This is a genomic window from Streptomyces sp. NPDC016640 (assembly GCF_043076215.1).
Lineage (GTDB): Bacteria > Actinomycetota > Actinomycetes > Streptomycetales > Streptomycetaceae > Streptomyces.
The window spans coordinates 78,285-98,490 of sequence record NZ_JBIBRG010000003.1 but is presented as its reverse complement, the minus strand read 5'-3'; the positions used below and the strand labels follow the sequence as shown (position 1 = coordinate 98,490).

At 71.2% G+C, this 20,206-nt stretch carries 17 protein-coding genes and 1 tRNA gene; 7 read left to right on the top strand and 11 right to left on the bottom strand.

All coding sequences use genetic code 11. The annotated features are described in order from the left end of the window. Positions 1–9: 9 nt before the first annotated feature. Positions 10–2,538 carry an ABC transporter permease gene (locus ACF07S_RS07300; protein WP_391973643.1) on the bottom strand — a complete coding sequence of 843 codons (2,529 nt, stop codon included), beginning with the start codon at positions 2,536–2,538 and terminating at the stop codon, positions 10–12. Between the two features lie 56 nt (positions 2,539–2,594). After that, a complete protein-coding gene (locus ACF07S_RS07295; protein ID WP_391963564.1) occupies positions 2,595–3,365 on the bottom strand; it encodes an ABC transporter ATP-binding protein in 771 nt (256 codons plus the stop codon). A 396-nt stretch (positions 3,366–3,761) separates the two neighbouring features. Here ACF07S_RS07295 and ACF07S_RS07290 point away from each other — a divergent pair. The 3 genes from ACF07S_RS07290 (at position 3,762) to ACF07S_RS07280 (ending at position 6,417) form a co-directional block, all read left to right on the top strand. Then, positions 3,762–3,848 (top strand) — tRNA-Leu (locus ACF07S_RS07290). A gap of 252 nt (positions 3,849–4,100) precedes the next feature. Beyond that, positions 4,101–5,276, top strand: a complete 1,176-nt coding sequence (locus tag ACF07S_RS07285; RefSeq protein ID WP_391963563.1) for a 4-hydroxybenzoate 3-monooxygenase — start codon at positions 4,101–4,103, stop codon at positions 5,274–5,276. Positions 5,277–5,508: 232 nt separating this feature from the next. Beyond that, on the top strand, positions 5,509–6,417 hold the full coding sequence (locus ACF07S_RS07280) for a Bax inhibitor-1/YccA family protein (RefSeq protein WP_391963562.1): 909 nt from the start codon (positions 5,509–5,511) through the stop codon (positions 6,415–6,417). Between the two features lie 79 nt (positions 6,418–6,496). Here ACF07S_RS07280 and ACF07S_RS07275 read toward each other — a convergent pair whose 3' ends face one another. Next, entirely contained in the window at positions 6,497–6,727 is a 231-nt protein-coding gene (locus ACF07S_RS07275; RefSeq protein WP_391963561.1) for a DUF4287 domain-containing protein, read from the bottom strand. A gap of 102 nt (positions 6,728–6,829) precedes the next feature. Between ACF07S_RS07275 and ACF07S_RS07270 the strand changes: the two genes are divergently transcribed. Beyond that, complete coding sequence (locus ACF07S_RS07270; protein ID WP_391963560.1) at positions 6,830–7,141, top strand: hypothetical protein; 312 nt, start codon at positions 6,830–6,832, stop codon at positions 7,139–7,141. A 122-nt stretch (positions 7,142–7,263) separates the two neighbouring features. On the opposite strand, the gene ACF07S_RS07265 is transcribed toward ACF07S_RS07270, so the two are convergent. From ACF07S_RS07265 to ACF07S_RS07255, 3 genes are all read right to left on the bottom strand, one after another. After that, the gene (locus ACF07S_RS07265; protein ID WP_391963559.1) at positions 7,264–8,064 is read right to left on the bottom strand and encodes a hypothetical protein; all 801 of its coding nucleotides are present in this window, start codon (positions 8,062–8,064) and stop codon (positions 7,264–7,266) included. Positions 8,065–8,337: 273 nt separating this feature from the next. Further along, positions 8,338–9,558 carry an acetyl-CoA C-acetyltransferase gene (locus ACF07S_RS07260; protein ID WP_391963558.1) on the bottom strand — a complete coding sequence of 407 codons (1,221 nt, stop codon included), beginning with the start codon at positions 9,556–9,558 and terminating at the stop codon, positions 8,338–8,340. Positions 9,559–9,742: 184 nt separating this feature from the next. Further along, a complete protein-coding gene (locus ACF07S_RS07255) occupies positions 9,743–10,762 on the bottom strand; it encodes an SGNH/GDSL hydrolase family protein (protein WP_391973642.1) in 1,020 nt (339 codons plus the stop codon). A gap of 164 nt (positions 10,763–10,926) precedes the next feature. Between ACF07S_RS07255 and ACF07S_RS07250 the strand changes: the two genes are divergently transcribed. After that, the gene (locus tag ACF07S_RS07250) at positions 10,927–12,315 is read left to right on the top strand and encodes a cystathionine beta-synthase (protein WP_391963556.1); all 1,389 of its coding nucleotides are present in this window, start codon (positions 10,927–10,929) and stop codon (positions 12,313–12,315) included. Positions 12,316–12,732: 417 nt separating this feature from the next. Here ACF07S_RS07250 and ACF07S_RS07245 read toward each other — a convergent pair whose 3' ends face one another. From ACF07S_RS07245 to ACF07S_RS07230, 4 genes are all read right to left on the bottom strand, one after another. Next, positions 12,733–13,152, bottom strand: a complete 420-nt coding sequence (locus ACF07S_RS07245) for a hypothetical protein (RefSeq protein WP_391963929.1) — start codon at positions 13,150–13,152, stop codon at positions 12,733–12,735. Positions 13,153–13,243: 91 nt separating this feature from the next. Then, positions 13,244–14,137 carry a virginiamycin B lyase gene (locus ACF07S_RS07240; protein WP_391973641.1) on the bottom strand — a complete coding sequence of 298 codons (894 nt, stop codon included), beginning with the start codon at positions 14,135–14,137 and terminating at the stop codon, positions 13,244–13,246. A gap of 37 nt (positions 14,138–14,174) precedes the next feature. Next, complete coding sequence (locus tag ACF07S_RS07235; protein ID WP_391973640.1) at positions 14,175–14,978, bottom strand: LCP family protein; 804 nt, start codon at positions 14,976–14,978, stop codon at positions 14,175–14,177. 1,131 nt (positions 14,979–16,109) lie between these two features. Continuing rightward, entirely contained in the window at positions 16,110–17,645 is a 1,536-nt protein-coding gene (locus ACF07S_RS07230; RefSeq protein WP_391973639.1) for an alanine/glycine:cation symporter family protein, read from the bottom strand. A gap of 456 nt (positions 17,646–18,101) precedes the next feature. Between ACF07S_RS07230 and ACF07S_RS07225 the strand changes: the two genes are divergently transcribed. Both ACF07S_RS07225 and ACF07S_RS07220 read left to right on the top strand, forming a co-directional pair. After that, a complete protein-coding gene (locus ACF07S_RS07225) occupies positions 18,102–18,662 on the top strand; it encodes a DM13 domain-containing protein (protein WP_391973638.1) in 561 nt (186 codons plus the stop codon). 74 nt (positions 18,663–18,736) lie between these two features. Beyond that, a complete protein-coding gene (locus ACF07S_RS07220; RefSeq protein ID WP_391973637.1) occupies positions 18,737–19,351 on the top strand; it encodes a hypothetical protein in 615 nt (204 codons plus the stop codon). Between the two features lie 232 nt (positions 19,352–19,583). On the opposite strand, the gene ACF07S_RS07215 is transcribed toward ACF07S_RS07220, so the two are convergent. Continuing rightward, entirely contained in the window at positions 19,584–20,117 is a 534-nt protein-coding gene (locus tag ACF07S_RS07215) for a TerD family protein (protein ID WP_391973636.1), read from the bottom strand. Positions 20,118–20,206 lie beyond the last annotated feature (89 nt).

Here is a 20,206-nt window from a genome sequence, read left to right as displayed (position 1 = left end):
GCCGTGCGCCTACTCGGCCTTGATCGCCTGCAGCATGTTCAGGCGGGCCGCCCGCCGGGCCGGCCACAGGGCCGCCAGGACGCCCACCACCCCGGCCAGCGTCAGGAAGAGCGCCATCCGGCCCCACGGCAGGACCAGTTCGTACGTCGCCATCGACGTGCCCACCAGCTCACCGGCCGCCCAGCCGAAGAACACGCCCAGACCGATCCCGAGCACCCCGCCGAACAGCGAGATCACCAGGGACTCCAGCCGGACCATCCGCTTGGTGGCCTTGCGGTCCAGGCCGATCGCCCGCAGCATGCCGATCTCCTGGGAGCGCTCGAACACCGACATCGCCAGGGTGTTGATCACGCCGAGGACCGCCACGATCACCGCCATCGCCAGCAGGCCGTAGACCATGTTCAGGATCAGCGTGAACATCTGGGCGATCTCGTTCGACAGGTCCTTCCTGTCCTGCACCTCGATGGCCGGGTTGGTGCCGAGCGCCTTCTCCAGCGCGTCCTTCACGCCGTCGGAGGCGCCGTCGGCGGTCTTCACCATGACCATCATGTCGGCCGGTTCCGACTCGTGCGGGGCGAGGGTCGCGACGTCGACCATGATGCCGCGCATCATCTCGTTGCCCTCGTAGACGCCGGCGACCGTGAGCTTCTGCTTCGCGCCGTCCTCGTAGGCGACGGTGAAGGCCGAACCGGTCTTCCAGCCGTAGGACTCGGCGGTGTCCTCGTCCACGGCGACCCGCGTGCCGCCGACCTCGAAGACGCCGTCCCGGACCGGGAACTCCGACAGCTCGCCGATCGTGCGGCCGTCCACGCCGGTCAGGAAGTCGGTCCGGCCGTCGATGCGGGAGACCGCGTTGCGCATCGGGCTGGTGGCGGTGACGCCGTCGGTCTGCTTCAGCTTCTTCTCGACGTCGGGCGACAGCGCGTTGCCGTTCGCCATGGACACCACGTAGTCCGCCTCGATCGCGGAGGCCGCCATCTTGTCGATGGACTTCTGCAGGCTGCCCGCCATCACCGTCATTCCGGTGATCAGGGTGAGGCCGATCATCAGCGCGGACGCGGTGGCGGCCGTACGGCGCGGATTGCGCACCGAGTTCTGCCGGGCCAGCTTCCCGGACACCCCGAAGACGCGCAGCACCGGAGCGGCGGCGGCGATCAGCGGACGGGACAGCAGCGGCGTCAGGATGAAGACTCCGATGATCAGCAGCACCGCGCCGATCCCCATGGGCGCCTGCCCGTCGGAACCGTTCATCGTCGTGGCCGCGAGGACCACCGCGACACCGGCGGCCGAGAACAGCGCGCCCAGGGTGTTGCGCAGCACCAGGGACTTCGTGGTCGCGGCGGCGTGCACCGAGCCCATCGCCGCCACCGGCGGGATCTTCGCCGCCCGGCGGCCTGGCAGCCACGCGGCGAGCATGGTGACCAGGATGCCGACCACGAACGCGGAGCCGATCGTGCCCGGGCTGACCACCAGGGGCCCGTCGGGCATCGGCGCGTCCAGCGTCCCCATCAGCGAGCGCAGCCCCGCGCCGATGCCGACACCGGCGACCAGCCCGGCGACGGCGGCGACCGTGCCGACCACGAAGGCCTCGATCAGCACCGACCGCGTGACCTGGCGGCGGGAGGCGCCGACCGCGCGCATCAGGGCCAGTTCCCTGGTGCGCTGGGCGACCAGCATGGTGAAGGTGTTGGCGATGATGAACGTACCGACGAACAGCGCGATGCCGGCGAACACCAGCAGTCCCTGCTTCAGGCCGCTCATCGAGGAGGCGATGATCTCCGCCTGGTCGGCGGCGAGCTTCGTGCCCGTCGTGGTCTCCACGACGTCGGAGGGCAGCGCCTTCCTCAGCTGGGCCTGCAGCGCGGCCTCGCCGACGCCCGCCTTCGCCTTGACGGCGATCTCGTGGAAGGCGCCCGCCTCGCCGAACAGCTTCTGCGCGGTCGCCGTGTCGAACAGGGTGAGACTGCCGCCGGCCGCGACGTTGCCGTCGTCGGTGGTGAAGACGCCGGCGATCACCGGCTCCAGGACGGGACCGTCGACCGACAACCGTACGGTGTCGCCGACCTCGTAGCCGGCCCGCTTCGCGGTCTCGGAGTCGATGAGGATCTCGCCCCCGCCCTTCGGCGCGCGGCCGTCGACCAGCGGATACCGGGGGTCCTCGGTGCCCCAGTAGTTGCCGCCCTGCGACTGGAAGCCGTCGCCGATCAGCTTGCCGTCCCGGTCGGCGAGCGCGGCGAAGCCGGTGACGATCCCGATGGCCCGTTCGGCGCCGGGCACCCGGGCGCTGTCGTCGACGAGGTCGCGGGTCAGTTCCCGGTACTCGCCGACCCTGTCGCCCTCGGCGTCCTTCCACTTGGGCGTGACGGCGACGTCGACGTGGTCGAAGCCCTTGGCGGACTGGTTCTGCAGTGCGTCGGAGAGGGTGTTGGTGAAGACCAGGGTCCCCGACACGAAGGCCACGCCGAGCATCACGGCGAGCACGGTCATCAGGAGCCGGGCCTTGTGCGCGAGCACATTGCGCAGGGCGGTACGGAACATGGGTGTCTTCTCGAGTCCAGACGTACGGGGTGGGGGCGGGCGGGGGCGGGCGGGCGTCAGCTGGTGCGGACCTTGGCGTCGAACTGCTTCATCCGGTCGAGCACCGAGTCGGCCGTCGGCCCGTACATCTCGTCCACGATCCGGCCGTCCGCGAGGAAGACCACCCGGTCCGCGTAGGCCGCGGCGACCGGGTCGTGGGTCACCATCACCACCGTCTGCCCCAGCTCGCGCACGGAGTTGCGCAGGAAGCCCAGCACCTCGGCGCCGGAACGGGAGTCGAGGTTTCCGGTGGGCTCGTCGCCGAAGACGATGTCGGGCCGGGAGGCCAGCGCCCGCGCCACGGCGACCCGCTGCTGCTGACCGCCGGACAGCTGCGAGGGCCGGTGGCTCAGCCGGTCGGACAGGCCGACCATCCGGATCACGGTGTCCAGCCACTGCTTGTCCGGCCTGCGGCCCGCGATGTCCATCGGAAGCGTGATGTTCTCCAGGGCGGACAGCGTCGGGAGCAGGTTGAACGCCTGGAAGATGAAGCCGATCTTGTCCCGGCGCAGCTTGGTCAGCTGCTTGTCCTTCAGCGAGCCCAGTTCCGTGTCGCCGATGCGCACGGAGCCGGAGGAGAAGGTGTCCAGGCCGGCGACGCAGTGCATCAGCGTGGACTTGCCGGAGCCCGAGGGGCCCATGATCGCGGTGAACTCGGCCTGCCGGAAGTCGACGGAGACCCGGTCCAGCGCGACCACCTGGGTCTCGCCCTGGCCGTAGATCTTCGACAGCTCCGTGGCGCGGGCGGCCACGGCGGTGGTCCGTTCGGCGGTGGGTGCGGTGGTCACGGGATGGACTCTCCTGTCGGGACGACACGTTCTCTGGGGATGTGGTCCATCGTTTCGCCGCTTTGCCGCCGTGTAGTCACCCGCTGCTCCCGTTCCGGGGGGCGACTCGGGGCGGACCGCCGGGCGCGGTGTCATACCTGGGGATGACGGCGGACCCCGAGCCGGGGGGCGGCCCGGGAACAGGTGGAGCGCCCTTGTTCGAACGGTGAAATTCCGTCATTCCGCATGCGTGACACACCGTCACACGCAACGCTGTGGGCACGTGCTGACGGCAGGTTCCGAGTGCTGATGCACCCTCAGGTATCAATAAAATAAGACAAGATCGGTCCATCCCGCCGCTGTTCCCGGGAGGGTCCCCCGATAGGCTCGGAACCTCGAAAGCGGAGCCCATGGCCTGCCCGGATGGTGGAATGCAGACACGGCGAGCTTAAACCTCGCTGCCCCTCAGCGGGCGTGCCGGTTCAAGTCCGGCTCCGGGCACCACTACGCACGTCGCCGCCGCTCGGCGACGACCGGCCGGTGCCGCATCCTCCCCGCCTCGGCGTCGTCGGCGCGTCCACGTCTTAGCGTGTGCACATGGCGCGCATAACGGCCCCAATCGCCGGATCCCGCGGAGCCCGGACCCCGGAGCGCCCGGAAAACCGTCGACAGCGTGCGGACGCGGCCGGGCCCTCGCCCGCGTCCGTCCGGCGAAGAGGTGTTCACCACGCGGACAGCCGGCGAAGGGAACGACCGATGCGTACGACCGTCGGCATCATCGGTGCCGGGCCGGCCGGGTTGCTGCTGGCCCGGCTGCTGCGCAACGCCGGGATCGACGCGGTCGTCCTCGAAGTGCGCGACCGCGCCCACGTCGAGCGGCGGCAGCGGGCCGGCATCCTCGAGCAGGGGACCGTGGACGCGCTCCGGGCGGCCGGGGCGGGGGCCAGGATGGACCGTGAGGGGCTGCGGCACGACGGGATCGAGCTGCGCTTCGACCGGCGACGGCACCGCGTCGACTTCCCGGCCCTCACCGGCGGCCGGTCCGTGACGGTCTACCCCCAGACCGAGATCTGCAAGGACCTCATCGCCCTCCACCTCGAAGGGGGCGGCCCGCTGCTCTTCGGGGCCGAGGCGCTGGCCGTCGAGGGCGCGGACACCGGCCGTCCGCGCGTCCGCTTCCGCCACGAGGGCCGCGAGGACGTCCTGGAGTGCGCCTACGTGGCCGGCTGCGACGGTTTCCGGGGGGTGTCCCGGGGAGCCGTTCCCGCCGGGATCGGGCGGGTGTTCGAGCAGAGGTACCCCTTCGGCTGGCTCGGCATCCTCGCCGAGGTGCCGCCCTCCCATGACGAGCTGGTCTACGCCCGCCACGACCGCGGCTTCGCCCTGCTGTCCATGCGCTCCCCGGCCGTCTCCCGCCTCTACCTCCAGGTGCCCGAGGGGACCGACGCGCGGGAGTGGAGCGAGGAGCGGATCTGGCGGGAGCTGGAGCGCCGCTTCGAGACCGCCGACGGCTGGACGCTGCGGCGCGGCCCCGTCACCCAGAAGTCGGTCACCTCCGTGCGCTCCTACGTCCACGAGCCCATGCGCCACGGCCGGCTCTTCCTCGCCGGGGACGCCGCCCACGTCGTGCCGCCCACCGGGGCCAAAGGGCTCAACCTCGCCGTCGGGGACGCCGTGACCCTCGCGCGGGCGCTGGCGCACGAGCGGGAGACGGGCTCCGCCGCCCTCCTCGACGCCTACTCCGCGACCTGTCTGCGCCGGGTCTGGCAGGCCGAACGGTTCTCCTGCGACATGACCACCCTGCTGCACCGCGCCCCGGACGCCACCGCCTTCGAGGACCGGCTCCAGCTCGCCCGGCTGGAGCGCGTCACCTCCTCCCGCGCCGCCGGGACCGACCTCGCCGAGGCCTACACCGGCTTCCCCCTGGAGTGAGCCGGGGATCCCGCGGGTCCCGGGAAGGGTTCCCGGGAAAGGTTCCGGGTGTGTACCGGGCGGGTACCGGGTGGGTCAGGGTTGCGGTCCCGGCGATGAGGGGAATCACGAAGCCGCGTAGCGTGTTGCGCAGCACAACGAGGGAAAGATCCTCCCCAAGCACTAGGGTCAATCCTTTGCCTACCTATTACTCTTGAGCCAAGGCCACGCTGTGTGGCCATGGAGGAGTGAAATGAGGAGCAGAAACCCGGTCTTCTCGCGACGGGGGTTCAGCCGCGACAACGGCTACGCGGGCTTCAACACCGCGCCGCAGGCCGGGGGTCCCGCTGTCGCCACGCAGGCCAACCCGTACGCGCAGCCGACGGGCAACCCGTACGCGCAGAACCCGTACGCCCAGAACCCCTACGCCCAGCAGGACCTGCAGCACGGCGCACCGCCGCAGGCGCCGGCCGTCCCCGGCCGGATGACGATCGACGACGTCATCGTGCGCACGGCGAGCACGCTCGGTGTGCTCATCCTCACCGCGGCGCTCTCCTGGGCCCTGCTGCCGGTCGACGACGCCAACATCAACCGGGCCTACGGCATCGGCATCGGTGCCGCGCTGGTCGGCATGGTCCTGGCGCTCGTGCAGTCCTTCAAGCGCAAGGCCTCGCCGGCGCTGATCCTGACGTACGCCGCGTTCGAGGGCGTCTTCCTCGGCGTCATCTCCAGCATCGTCGACAACCGCATCGCCGACGGCGCGGCCATGCAGGCCGTGCTCGGCACCATGGCGGTCTTCGCCGGTGTGCTGGTGGCGTACAAGGCGGGCTGGATCCGCGTCAACCGCCGCTTCTACGGCTTCGTGATGGCGGCGGCGCTCGGCTTCATCCTGCTGATGGCCGTGAACCTGCTGTTCGCGGTGTTCGGCGGCGGTGACGGGCTCGGCTTCCGCAGCGGCCCGCTCGGCATCGTCTTCGGTGTCGTCGGCATCATCCTCGGTGCCTGCTTCCTCGCCCTGGACTTCAAGCAGGTCGAGGACGGCCTCGCCTACGGTGCCCCGCGCGAGGAGGCCTGGCTCGCCGCCTTCGGCCTGACGCTGACGCTGGTGTGGATCTACATGGAGTTCCTGCGGATCATCTCGATCCTCAACAGCAGCGACTAGCGGACCGGGCAGCACCAGCGGTACCGACGAGGGCTCCGGGGTTCGCCCCGGGGCCCTCCGTCGTGAGCGGGCGCGCCGGCTAGAGCAGCTTGCGCGCGGCCCGCCTCAGGTCGTACTCGTGGACGATCGCCTTGGCATGGCCGTACGCCAGGTCGTACTCGTGGCGGAGCCAGCTGACCTTCTCCTCGAAGCGGAAGAGCGCCGGGCCGTCCTCGACGGTGCGCAGCCAGTCGGAGATCTCACGACCGGTGCAGTGGGGGATGCGGGCGAGCATGTTGCGATGGGTCTCTGCGGAGAAGACGTGGGACATCGGCGCCTCCGGACGCATGGGATGTAAGCCGGTCCTTCAGGTCACCGTGCCCGAGCGTTCGTCCGTTGGCAACAGTGCTGCCGCCCCGCGTACGCTCGCCGCGTGGTTGATACGACGCCCCTCACCCGTGCCGTGGATCATTTCGCCGACCGCCTGCGGGCCGCGCCGCAGAGCCGGCTGCAACGGGGCGGGGCGGCCGAGGCGCTCGCCCTGGCCAGGGAGCTGGCGCGGCGCACCCAGCTCGTCGAGGAGCCGGGCGCCGAACCCCGGGAGATGCCGGACGCCGGCATGTTCGCCGCCGCCGACCAGATCACCGTCGCCGGGCACGACCTGGCCCTCGTACTGAAGTCCGACGACGAGGTGGTGGAAGCGGTACGGCTGGTGGAGGAGGCGCGTGGACGCGCCGGAGTGTAGACCCGCCCGGGCCGGGCCGGTGGCCGGTGTCGCGCCGGGGTCCGCCCCGCCGCGACGCCCGGCACGCGCTCCCGCCGCACCGGACGCCGCTCCTCCAAGGGCGAACCCCGGCCGGGGCGGCCCTAGAGGGACGCGATGACGCGGTCCGCCAGGATGTAGACGTTCTCCTCGCCGCAGGCGAAGGTCAGGGTGTACGCCCCCGAGATGCCGGAGCCGCCCAGCAGGAACGGGGTCTCGCCCGCGCGCAGCGCGGCGGACAGGCACTCCGCGGTCTCGCGGTGGCCCGGCGTCATGCACAGCGTCGTACCGTCGGCGAAGACGTAGACGTCCAGGGTGCCCAGCGGGCCCGGCCGGACGTCGGTCAGCTCGGTACGGGAGGCGGCCAGCTCCTCCAGGGTGGCCACGGTGCGCTCGTGGTCGTTGCCGACCGGCGAGGCGCCGGGCACGAAGTCCGGGTGCGAGGGGTGCCGGCGGCGGGCCGCGGCCAGCTCCGGGGATTCCTTGGGGGTACCGCCCTGGACGAAGTCCCTGGGGAAGAGCTCCTCGGCGTCGGCGCCCGGCTCGGTCACCGGCTCCAGGCCCACGAAATCGGCCCCCCGGGGCAGGAACAGCTCGCTGTCGGCCAGACCCAGCAGGGAGGGCGCGTCGGAGGCGTCACGGACCTCCTGGGCGGCCCAGAAGGCCCGCGCCTCGGCGAGCTCGCGCTCCCGCTCCTCGGCGAGCGCGTCCGCCACGGCGGCACGTATCTCGTCGGTGCCGGCCGTGCGGGCCGCGGGGACGCGCCCGGCGGCGCGGCTCCCGGCCAGCTCGGTGTGCAGGGCCGCGACCTGTCGGCGCAGCACCATGACGCTGCGCAGGACGGCGACGCCCACGGCGCCGGTGGCGGCCGTGGTGATCAGCAGGGCGATCGGCATGGCGCTCACTGACGTACTCCCGGTTCAAAGTCGACCCTCGACTTCCTACATCAGCTTGAAGGGCGGACTAACCATCTGTCAGTGCGTAACATCACGAAACGGACGGGAGTTTCGTCGCGGGGGCGCCAGGGGCGCGAGGCTGACCTGCGGGGATCCCCGCGGTGCGAGGGATAGGTCACATCCTGGGGGAGATTGGATCACGAAACGGCCCGGGACCCCCGGATCCTCGGAGTCCCGGGCCAATGCCTCACGGAGGGTTCCGTGACGGCTACGGCGGGGTGGTCAGGACAGGCGCTCGAGGACCATCGCCATGCCCTGGCCGCCGCCGACGCACATCGTCTCCAGACCGAACTGCTTGTCGTGGAACCGAAGTGAGTTGATGAGCGTGGTGGTGATGCGCGCGCCCGTCATGCCGAAGGGGTGCCCGACGGCGATGGCGCCACCGTTGACGTTCAGCTTCTCCAGCGGGATGCCGAGCTCGCGGTAGGAGGGGATCACCTGGGCGGCGAACGCCTCGTTGATCTCGACCAGGTCGATGTCGTCGATGGTCAGGCCGGCGCGGCGCAGGGCCTGCCGCGACGCCTCGACCGGGCCGAGGCCCATGATCTCCGGGGAGAGGCCGGAGACGCCGGTGGACACGATCCGGGCGAGCGGGGTGAGGCCCAGCTCGCGGGCCTTGGTGTCGCTCATGACGACGAGCGCGGCGGCGCCGTCGTTGAGCGGGCAGCAGTTGCCGGCGGTGACGAGCCCGTCGGGGCGGAACACCGGCTTCAGACCGGCGACGCCCTCCATGGTGACGCCCGGGCGGGGACCGTCGTCCTTGCCGATCACCGTGCCGTCGGGGAGCGTCACCGGGGTGATCTCGCGCTCCCAGAAGCCGTTCCCGATGGCCTCCTCGGCGAGGTTCTGCGAGCGGACGCCGAACTCGTCCATGTCCTGCCGGGTGACCCCCTTGGCGCGGGCCAGGTTCTCGGCGGTCTGGCCCATCGCGATGTACGGGTCGGGCAGCAGGCCGTCCTCGCGGGGGTCGTGCCAGGTCGCGCCCTCCGACTCGGCGACGGCGGCGGTGCGCGCCTCGGCCTCGGCGAACAGCGGGTTGCGCGTGTCCGGCAGGCTGTCGGAGTTGCCCTTGGCGAAGCGGGAGACCGTCTCGACGCCGGCCGAGATGAAGACGTCGCCCTCACCGGCCTTGATGGCGTGCAGGGCCATGCGGGAGGTCTGCAGCGAGGAGGAGCAGTAGCGGGTGACGGTGCAGCCGGGGAGGTGGTCCATCCCCAGCTGCACGGCGACCACGCGGCCGAGGTTGTTGCCCTGCTCGCCGCCGGGCAGACCACAGCCGAGCATCAGGTCGTCGATGTCCCTCGGGTCCAGCTCGGGGACCTTGGCGAGGGCGGCCTGGATGATCGTGGCGGTCAGGTCGTCGGGACGCAGGTCCTTCAGGGAGCCCTTGAAGGCGCGGCCGATGGGGGAGCGGGCGGCAGAGACGATCACGGCTTCGGGCATCACGGCTCCAGGGGGAGGGGCGGCGCGTAGCGCCTCGTCGAGGGGTGGTGGTCGGGCGAGGGAGGGCATACCGGATGGCTGGTGCGGGCTGCTTGGGAAGTTACCCGTACGTATGCGTCCGGTCACGGGTGACGCGGTGTGACATGGGACGCAACTGGCCAAGCGCTTGCTTGGCCATCGGCGCCTACTGGAGCGGCACCACCGGCTCCGCCTCCGGGACCCGCCGCCGCTTCCTGCGCTTCAGCAGGGCCCACGGCCCGCGCGGCCCCGACGGCATCGCCGCGGCGACCTCCGTGCCCGCCTCCGCCGCCGCCTCCGCCGCCGCCCGGGCGACCGGCAGGAAGCCCTCGCGGCGGGCGGCGTCCGGGCGCTCCTCCTCCGCCGGCCACAGCCCCAGCGCCGCGCAGAGCGTCGGGAGGACGGCCATCGCGGCCGTCGCGTACCCCTCCACGGAGGGGTGGTAGCTGTCGGGTCCGAACAGCTCCCGGGGGTTGGCGGCGAACTCGGGGCCCAGCAGGTCCCCCAGCGACACCGTGCGCCCGCCCTGCTCCACCGTGCCGATCGTCTGGGCCGCCGCCAACTGGCGGGAGGCGCGGCGGGCCAGCCAGCGCAGGGGCTGACCCACCGGCTCGAGCGTGCCGAGGTCGGGACAGGTGCCGACGACCACCTCCGCACCGGCCGTCCGCAGCCGGCGCACCGCCGAGGACAGGTGGCGCACCGAGCGGGTGGGCGGCATGCGGTGGGTGACGTCGTTGGCGCCGACCATGATCACGCAGATGTCGGGCACCCGGGAGGGGTCCGCGAGCGCCAGCGTCACCTGGCGGTCCAGATCGTCCGAGCGGGCCCCCGGCGCCGCGACCGTGCTCAGCGCCACCGGACGCTCCGCGAGCGCCGCGAGGCCCGACGCCAGCAGCGCGCCCGGGGTCTGCCCGGCCCGGTGCACGCCCTGGCCGACGGCCGTGGAGTCGCCCAGCATGGTCAGCCGCAGGGCCGGTTCGCCGGCCACCGTGTAGGCCGCGCCGTACAGCCCGTCCGCGCTCGGCACGTGAGGTGCCGTGCCGTTGCCCACGCGGCGCCGCGCCAGCCGGGCCTCGGCCAGCAGCAGACCCACGGTGGCCGCGCCGGCCAGGCCGATCCCGCCGCCGCCGTACGCCGCGCCGGCCGCGATCCGCCGGGCCACCCTCGCCGTCGACATGTTCGTCATGCCCCGCCGCCACCTCCTCGAGCCGTACACCCAGTGCTTGCCCCGTACGGACCGTGCTCCAATCCCGACGGCGAGTGAACGACCCGCCCGGGACGGGGACCCGAAAGGGCCTAGGCTGGCCTGACCACAAGGACCACCTCATTTGCAAGCATCCGGAGACAACGGTGCAATTCCACGACTCGATGATCAGCCTCGTCGGCAACACCCCGCTGGTGAAGCTCAACAGCGTGACCAAGGGCATCAGGGCGACGGTCCTGGCCAAGGTGGAGTACTTCAACCCGGGCGGCTCCGTGAAGGACCGCATCGCCCTGCGCATGATCGAGGCGGCGGAGCAGAGCGGGGAGCTGCGGCCGGGCGGCACCATCGTCGAGCCGACCAGCGGGAACACCGGGGTCGGTCTTGCCATCGTGGCCCAGCAGAAGGGCTACAAGTGCATCTTCGTGTGCCCGGACAAGGTCTCCACGGACAAGATCAACGTGCTGCGGGCCTACGGGGCCGAGGTCGTCGTCTGCCCGACCGCCGTGGCGCCCGAGCACCCCGACTCCTACTACAACGTCTCCGACCGGCTGGTGCGTGAGACGCCGGGGGCCTGGAAGCCGGACCAGTACTCCAACCCCCACAACCCCCTTTCGCACTACCACTCCACCGGCCCCGAGCTGTGGGAGCAGACCGAGGGGCGGATCACCCACTTCGTGACGGGTGTCGGCACCGGCGGCACCATCTCCGGGACCGGGCGCTACCTGAAGGAGGCCAGCGACGGCCGCGTCCAGGTCGTCGGCGCCGACCCCGAGGGGTCCGTGTACTCCGGCGGCTCCGGGCGGCCGTACCTGGTGGAGGGCGTCGGCGAGGACTTCTGGCCGACCGCGTACGACCGGAGCGTCGCGGACGAGATCGTCGCCGTCTCCGACAAGGACTCCTTCCAGATGACCCGGCGCCTGGCCAAGGAGGAGGGCCTGCTGGTCGGCGGTTCCTGCGGCATGGCGGTCGTGGCGGCGCTGCGGGTGGCCGAGCGGCTCGGCGAGGACGACGTCGTGGTGGTGCTGCTGCCGGACAGCGGACGCGGCTACCTCAGCAAGATCTTCAACGACGAGTGGATGGCCGACTACGGCTTCCTGGAGGACGCGGGTCCGAGCGCCCGCGTCGGCGACGTCATCGAGGACAAGGCGGGCGGCTCCATGCCCTCCCTGGTCCACATGCACCCCGACGAGACGGTCGGCCAGGCCATCGAGGTGCTGCGCGAGTACGGCGTCTCGCAGATGCCGGTCGTCAAGCCGGGCGCCGGTCACCCGGACGTGATGGCCGCCGAGGTCGTCGGCTCCGTGGTGGAACGGGAGCTGCTGGACGCGCTGTTCAGCAAGAGCGCCTCGCTCGACGACCCGCTGGAGAAGCACATGTCCGCGCCGCTGCCGCAGGTCGGCTCCGGCGAGCCCGTGGCCGACCTGATGGCCGTCCTGGGCAGGGCGGACGCGGCGATCGTCCTCGTCGAGGGCAAGCCGACCGGTGTGGTCAGCCGGCAGGACCTGCTGTCCTTCCTGGCCCGCACGGGGAAGTGACGGGGCGTCCGGGGAACCACCGGTGAACCGGACGTGAACGGCCGCCCGCCGTCCGTCCGGCGGGGCGTCCCCGGCGCGTTCGTGATCTTCGAGGACTTCGCGGAAGTGGTACGAGGGCGTCACGTCCGCGCAGCACGCGCTTAACACGGCTCCGGCACATTGGTGGATGTCGGCAGGGCGATGGGGGAGGCTCCCCGCCCCGGCCGGCGCCCGAACGGCGTCGAAGGACCTCCGGAGCGGCTCCCGGACCTCCATGGACGCCCAGGACGCGCAGCCGGTCCCGACCGGCGCGCGTCCCCCGCGGGGACCGCCGTCGTCCCGCCCCCCGGTCACGGGGGTGCGGCGGTCCCCGCGCAGCCCTTCCTCCCCGGCGCGGGCCGGTCAGGTCTCCCGGTCCTTCCTCGCGGCGCGGGCCGGTCAGTCCTCCCAGCCGCCGTCCCGGGACGGCCGGCGGCCGAACAGGCCCGGGTGGGAGCGGAGGGCCTGGACGACGTTGACGCCGACGATGCCGGCCCAGGCGACCAGCAGGCCGGGCAGGTGGGCCACGCCGCCGCCGATGGCGGACAGCGGCACCGCCAGCACCAGCGAGACGATCCCGAAGCCGAAGCGTTCGCCCCAGCTGTCCGTGACCCCCGGCGACCGCGCGTCCCGGGCCGCCGTCATCTGCTGCTCGGCGAGCTGCCGGCGCACCCGGCGCTCCACCGCGCCGTCGATCCGCTGGTCGACCTTCTCCAGGAACGAGTCGACCAGCGCGGACTCGTACTCCTCGCCCAGTTCCCTGCGTGCCTGCAGGGAGGCGCTGAGTTCCTTCTTCAGCTCGGTGTCCCGCGCGTCCATTCCGGTCATGCGATCCACGGTAGGCAGCCGGGAGGCCGACGGCATTGGGGGTAACCCCCCTTTCGCGTCTCGGGTTCGCCGGTCCCCGGGACTACGGGGCCACTCGTGCGACCCCTCCGGTCTCGAGGGCCGCCCAGAGCGCGCCGTCGGGACCCACGGTGATGCCGTGCGGCTCGGACGACGGTGTGGGCAGCCCGTACTCGGTGATCCCGCCGTTCGCGGTGATGCGGCCGATGCGGCCCGCTCCCCATTCGGTGAACCAGCAGTCCCCGGTGGCGGCCGCGGCGATGGCGTGCGGCCTGGCCGTGCGGTCGGGGAGCGGGAACTCCGTGATCGCGCCGTCGACCGTGATCCTTCCGATCCGGCCCGCCGCGATCTCGACGAACCACAGGTCCGTTCCGTCACTGGTGATGCCCACGGGCGCGGCGCCCGGGGTGGGCAGGGGATGCACGGTGGTGGTGCCGCCGGTGGTGACGCGGCCGATCGCGTTGGCCTGGTTGAGGGTGAACCACAGGGCTCCGTCGGGGCCCGCGGTGATGGCCGAGGGGAAGCCGCCCGTGACGGGCAGCGCGAACTCGGTGATCGCTCCCCCGGTGGTGATGCGGCCGACGCGGTCGGTGTTCATCTGCGTGAACCACAGCGCGCCGTCCGGGCCGGAGGTGATGCCGTAGGGGCCGCTGCCGGGCGTCGGCAGGCGGAAGGTGCGCAGGTCGCCGCCGGTGGTGACGCGGCCGATCGCGTTGGCCTGGTTGAGGGTGAACCACAGGGCTCCGTCCGGCCCGGGGGTGATGACCATGGGGCGGCACCCGGGGGAGTCCAGGGCGTACTCCTCGAGGCCGCCGTCGAGCGCGAGGCGCGCGACGCGGCCGCTGTGCACGAGGGTGAGCCACAGGGCTCCGTCGGGGCCGGCCGTGATGCCGTACGGGCCGGCCTCCCCGTCCGCCACGCGGATCTCGGTGACGGCCGGGGTGTGGGGGTGGGACACGGCAACTCCTTGCGTGGGCGGGGACCGGCCTGCCGGGCTACTTCCCGCAGACCTTCTCGTCGGTGCGGGACCGTCCGGCGTCGGCCTTCCTCGGCGGGATGACGGGAACGCCGGCCCTGACGAAGTCCGGCCCGAGCGTGAGCGTCATCGGCCCGGCCGCGGCGGCGTCCCGCGTGCCGGGCGCGAGTGCCGGGGCGGGCAGGCCCATCAGGCCGGCGAGCGCGCGGGCCTGGTCGGCCCGGTCCGGCGCGTACTCCAGCCGCGTCCTGCCGGCCCGGGCCGGGGCGTTGCCCCTGTTGGTGGACTCGAGGACGCCCTCGCCGGTCCGCAGCCAGGCCGGCGTCTTGACCGCGTTGAAGCCGAACATCATGAAGTGGTCGATCTCGAGGTCCGTCATGCTCTCGACGGTGCGCATGGGGCAGCCGGGGGCGCGGCCGTCGACACCGAAGGACTCGTTGAACCCGGTGGTGCCCGCCGAGCCGGGAACGACCCCGCTCGAACCGCCGGACCGCCTGGTCTCGCAGTCCGGTGTCTCGGTCCTGAGGTCCCTGGGGATGCTCAGCACGGTCGCGTCGGTGCGGTCCTCCGAGACGTGGAGGAGGAGCGTGGTGTCGGCGTGACCGGTGACGTTGTCCCGGTCGCCGTACTTCTCGTTGCCCTTGCCGGTGCGGACGTCGTTGCCGATGATCAGGAGGTTGACCGGCCCGTCCGTCAGGACGGTGTCGCTGCCCACGTCACCGATGTCGACGGTGCTGATGTTGCCGTGGAGGCGCTCGTACCAGTAGTACGCGAAGGCCGAGCCGCCGACGAGCACCAGCGAGAGGGCGCCCCCCGTCCACATCAGCACCTTCCTCCTGCCGTTCTTCTTCCGCGGCTCGTGCTTGCGGTGGCCGGGACCGGGCGGGTCCTCCGGGGCCGGTGCGGCGCGGCGGCCCCGCCGGGCGGGGACGCGGCCGGCGGAGGCGGGGCGGGGGGCGCTGCGGGGGCGGGGACCTGCGGCCGCTCGGCGGAGGAGCCGTCCGGGCGCGGTACGTACGCGCCGGTCTCCGGGTCGAGTGCCCACTGGTCGGCAGGATCGTTTCCGTCCGCCTGTCCACGGCTTCGCGCGTCCACGCTCGTACCAGTCCTCCGTCGGGTGACACCTGGGTCGCCTGCGCAGCGAGGCGCGTGATTGTTCGAGACGTTACGCTAACCGGCCCCTTCGGCCCGTGGTGACGTCGTGACGGAATCGTCGAGTTCCGGAACCGGTCCGAAACCCGGCAGAGGGTGTGATCCCTGCCCGTCGGGTGAGGGCCGCCGCTGAAGATGAGAGTTGACAAGGCGTCTGGCCTGCGCGCTGTCACTTTCACGGACATCGAAGTAGTGCAGGTTCGGGACACTGGAAATGAGAGTGGGGCTGACCACCACCATTGGCCCGTTACGCGCCGCCCTCTCGTCCGTGTCTGTGGCCCGGAGTCAGGCGGCCCACCACAGGCACCGGCCCCCGTGTGAGCGGCCGCCTCCGCATGGGCCTGGCGGTCGGGCGCGCGGGCCCGTGGTGAGCAGCGTGGTGGCGCCCCTGTGTGCCTTGGGGGCCCGTCCACGCCTCCCACGGGACTTCCGGTGTCCGTTATCGATCCTGGCGTGGCCCCGCCGTTTACCTGCTCCTCTGCGACTTGGCTGTGGCCCCGCGAGAGCGGGTTCGCGCCGCGGGTGACTGCTTCCTGTTCCCGTAGGCAGCGGTTCAACGATCAATGAGCGGAGCTGTGGGCCGTCGTGGCCCTCACCGTGGTGATCTCGGTGGTGCTGCACGGCGTCATGGCGGCCCGGCCATCGGCTACCTGGACCGGCGACGCGCCAGGGCGGAGCTCGGCGGCCGGTCGTAGGCGGCTGTTCGTGGGCCGCCAGTCTTGGCGGCAGACGTACGGGCCCGTATCCACCAAGGCGCGAGGTGGGTACGGGCCCGTACAGGAGCCGGGCCGCCGGGGGGCGGTCAGACGGTGGTCTTCACCGACTCCTGGTCTGCGTCGCCGTCGCTGATCTCGCCGGCCTTGCGGGCGCGGACGAATTCCAGGAAGGAGGCGAGTTCGCGCTTGACGACCGGGGCGAGCAGGTACAGGCCGATGATGTTGAAGACCGACAGCAGGAAGAGCGCGGAGTCGGCGAGGCTGATCAGCGAGTCGAGGGACATCAGGGCGCCCAGGACCACGAACAGGCTCCAGACGACCTTGAAGACGGTCTCGCTGGCCTTGCTCTTGCCGAACAGGTACGACCAGGCCTTGAGACCGTAGTAGCCCCAGGTCAGGATCGTGGAGAAGGCGAAGAGCAGCACCGCGACGGTGAGCACGGCCGGGAACCAGGGCAGGACGGTCGCGAAGGCGTCGGAGGTGATGGTGACGCCGCCGATGCTCTCGCCGGCGCGGGCCTCGCCCCAGCTGGCCGGGTTGGCGATGACGATGGTCAGCGCGGTCATGGTGCAGATGACGACCGTGTCGATGAACGGCTCCAGCAGGGCGACCAGACCCTCGCTCGCGGGGTGGTTGGTCTTGACCGCGGAGTGGGCGATCGGGGCGGAGCCGAGACCGGCCTCGTTGGAGAACGCGGCGCGCTGGAAACCGATGATCAGGGCACCGAGCACACCACCGGCGACGCCGTCGGCCTCGAAGGCGCCCTGCAGGATGGTCTGGAAGGCGTCCGGCACGGCGGTGACGTTGCCCAGGATGACGACCAGGCAGGCCACGATGTAGATGCCGGCCATCGCGGGCACCAGCCGGCTGGTGACCGAGGCGATGGAGCGGATGCCGCCGAGCAGCACGAGACCGACCAGCGCGGCGACGACCAGGCCGAAGAGGACGGCACCGGCGGAGGAGGCGAGGAAGCCGTCCTCGCCGCCGAAGGTCGAGGAGACCTGCGCGTAGCTCTGGTTGGTCTGGAACAGGTTGCCGCCGAACAGGCCGAAGAAGAGGACCATGATCGAGGCGAGGACTGCGAGCACCTTGCCGAGCTTGGCGCCGCCGCTGCCGAAGCGCTCCTTGAGGCCCTTGGGCAGGTAGTGCATCGGGCCGCCGGAGACGGTGCCGTCGGCGTGCACCTCGCGGTACTTCACGCCGAGGGTGACCTCGACGAACTTGGTGGCCATGCCGAGCAGGCCGCACAGGATCATCCAGAACGTGGCGCCGGGACCGCCGATGGAGACGGCCACGGCCACACCCGCGATGTTGCCGAGGCCGACCGTGCCGGAAACTGCGGCGGTCAGGGCCTGGAAGTGGTTGACCTCACCCGCCGACCCCTTCTCGTCGTACTTCCCGCGCACCACGTCGACCGCGAGTCTGAACTTGCGGACCTGCACGAACCCGAACCAGCCGGTGAACACCAGACCGGCGACGACGAGCCAGGCGACGATGAGGGGGAGTTCGGTTCCGCCTACGGGAACCGCGTAGAAGACGACTTCCCCGAGCCACTTGGCTATCGGTTCGAAGAAATCGCTGACGGCTTCGTCGACGTTCTGGGTGACGGAGTCGAGTGACACAGTGGCTACCTCGATGGTGCGAGCCCGGGGCACGGGGGTGGTGCCGCCGGTTGATGTGCGGTCTCTGAACGAACGCCGTTGTCCGATCGGCGACGCTGGCCGGGCGCTCCGCGGATGCGGATTGTGATCACCGCGGTCGTGCTGCCGGTGCATGCCGAGCGCTCCGCGCTGTGGGGTTGAGCGTTCCACCTGCGGAGTTGCGCAGTTCTACCACACCCTTTGCCAAGTGCTTAGTGACTCAGGTCATATAACTTGCAGTTAGGATCGAAAGTGCCAGCGAACGGTACTGGACCGTTATACGGAGCCCGAGTTCCGTTCATCGGACATCTATCGAGGAGGCGGCCAGGCTCGCGGGCGCGGTGGCGGCGTAAGACCTCCGTCGTCCGCGTCGGGGTACACACCGCCTGCCTGCCGCGTTTAAATGGAGACAGGAAGCACTCACGGATCGGGGCGGGCATGGGGCGTGGACGGAAGACGCGGGGCAGGCCGTGGGTCATCGGAGTGCTGGTGGTAGCGCTCGCCGGTGTCGGCTTGGGGTCGTACTGGTTCCAGCCGTGGAAGCTGTGGCAGGACGAAACCGTGCAGGAGGCCCTGCCCAGTGCCGTAGCCCCTGCGGCCCCTCCGGCCGGAGCGCCGTCCGCGTCGACTTCCCCGGCACCCCGCCCCCGGACGCTGGCCGGCGGCGAACTGATCAGCCATGAGCACGCCACCTCGGGCAGGGTGAAGCTCGTACGGCTCGCCGACGGATCCCATGTCGTACGGCTGGAGGACCTCGACACCAGCAACGGCCCGGATCTGCGCGTGTGGCTGACCGACGCGCCGGTGAAGGAAGGGCGTGCCGGCTGGCACGTCTTCGACGACGGCGCGTACGTGAGCCTCGGCAAGCTCAAGGGCAACAAGGGCAGTCAGAACTACACCGTGCCCGCCGACGTCGACCCGTCCCGGTACACCAGCGTGAGCATCTGGTGCGACCGCTTCGACGTGTCCTTCGGCGCCGCCGAACTCGCGCGCGCCTGACCTCGTCCGCAGTGCGCGTCACAGTTCCTCGGCGGGCCGGTCCGGCAATCGTCTCGACGAGGAACAAGAAGATCATGAGAAAGCCGATGGCCGACCTCGCCGAAACCGCCCTCCGGCTGGGGCGCCCACCAACCGACCACGCTGCGGCCCGCCCCTTGGCCGTCCCCACCGGAACTGTCATCGTCGCTGACGTGTGGATCAGCGGCGATCTCGGGTTCGTCCTGCTCCTGCACCGCAGGGACGACGGTCTCATCGCCGAGGAGCTGTACTGCTCCGTGCGGCGCCCCGGCAGTGTCTGGGAGCGCCCGGGCCACCTCAGTGGGGGCGTGGTCGGCACGGAGTTGGGCACTTCGGCCATGGTCGAGGACGCACTCGCCGGGGCTTCCATGTCCGTCGTCGCGGAATCCGAGTCCCTTGTCCACACCGGGCGTGGCTCAGACGGCGACGAAGGGGAACTCGTACGTACTTGGCAGCTACTGGTGAGCGGTGACGCGGACCTCATCGAAATCGAGCGCTTCACACCAGCTGCCCCTGAGACACCGGCCATCTCCGGACGAGACCTGACAGGGCCCTTGCTGCTCCTCGCTCTGTTGCCCGGTGAACGAGCGCGTGTTTCCGCTCTGCGCAGAGAGAACTCATCGTTCACGCAGTTCGGCAACGTGCTGGACCTGCGCAACCTGGAGCAGTGACCAGGGCCGACTCCGCCACCACGATCCGCCCGAGAGACGGGCTCTGGCGCAGAAGTCCGCCAAGCGGCATGCGAACGGCAGCCGAAGAAGCGAGGCCGATCGGGCAACTCTCTCACCAGGGCGCGGTCACTCCAGCGGCGGAAGAACGAGCAGGCCGCGCAGCCACCGCGTACGCGGCGGCCGTGCCGAGGGCGAAGGTGCGTCGCGGCACGGCCGTCCCGACCACCAACGGTCACGACTGTGGGGCGTTGCCCATCTCCGCGGTGAAGACCGTGGGGTCGCTGTCGAAGCCGCGGACCATCTCGTGAAACTCCCAGGCTCCGGAAGTGTCCCGGGTGAACTCCGCGACCGTCGCCGCGGTGGATCCCGAGACCTGGGTGAAGTCGTCCTTGAGGAGCTCCCTGTACCCCTCGACGACCAGTACGCCGGCGTTCGAAATGTCACCGAAGGTCCGGGGGCCGTTGTTCTGGTGGATCGCCACGCCCACGACCACCCGTGCGAAGGAGGAAGCGAGGCGATCGAGTTCCAGGGTCATGACCTCGACGTAGCCGAAACCCTGACCGGTCTGGCTGTGCCGGCCCATGTTGATGGTGCCGTCCGGTGAGCGGCTGTCGAAGTGGACGACGTACACGGGCCGGCCGTAGGGGGCATCCGCCGAGTAGGTCGTGGCGATGATGTCGAGATGGTGAGATGGCTGGTTCCAGGGACTCGGGTCCCACTTGAGCCGTACCTCGGCCTTGCTCACGCTCTGAGTGTCGCTGTTCACCGGCTTGCCGCCTCTCCCGAGTCACGTCACCACGGGATGGCCCCGCGTACTCAAGTATGGCTGTCGGCGGATGTGTTGAACCCGGTCTC

Coding starts and splice junctions, on each gene's coding strand:
- ACF07S_RS07225 (WP_391973638.1), top strand. CDS start 18,102: ATGGGGCGTGGACGGAAGACGCGGGGCAGGCCGTGGGTCATCGGAGTG.
- ACF07S_RS07245 (WP_391963929.1), bottom strand. CDS start 13,152: ATGGACGCGCGGGACACCGAGCTGAAGAAGGAACTCAGCGCCTCCCTG.
- ACF07S_RS07300 (WP_391973643.1), bottom strand. CDS start 2,538: ATGTTCCGTACCGCCCTGCGCAATGTGCTCGCGCACAAGGCCCGGCTC.
- ACF07S_RS07220 (WP_391973637.1), top strand. CDS start 18,737: ATGAGAAAGCCGATGGCCGACCTCGCCGAAACCGCCCTCCGGCTGGGG.
- ACF07S_RS07235 (WP_391973640.1), bottom strand. CDS start 14,978: ATGTGGACGGGGGGCGCCCTCTCGCTGGTGCTCGTCGGCGGCTCGGCC.
- ACF07S_RS07280 (WP_391963562.1), top strand. CDS start 5,509: ATGAGGAGCAGAAACCCGGTCTTCTCGCGACGGGGGTTCAGCCGCGAC.
- ACF07S_RS07260 (WP_391963558.1), bottom strand. CDS start 9,558: ATGCCCGAAGCCGTGATCGTCTCTGCCGCCCGCTCCCCCATCGGCCGC.
- ACF07S_RS07255 (WP_391973642.1), bottom strand. CDS start 10,762: ATGACGAACATGTCGACGGCGAGGGTGGCCCGGCGGATCGCGGCCGGC.
- ACF07S_RS07275 (WP_391963561.1), bottom strand. CDS start 6,727: ATGTCCCACGTCTTCTCCGCAGAGACCCATCGCAACATGCTCGCCCGC.
- ACF07S_RS07285 (WP_391963563.1), top strand. CDS start 4,101: ATGCGTACGACCGTCGGCATCATCGGTGCCGGGCCGGCCGGGTTGCTG.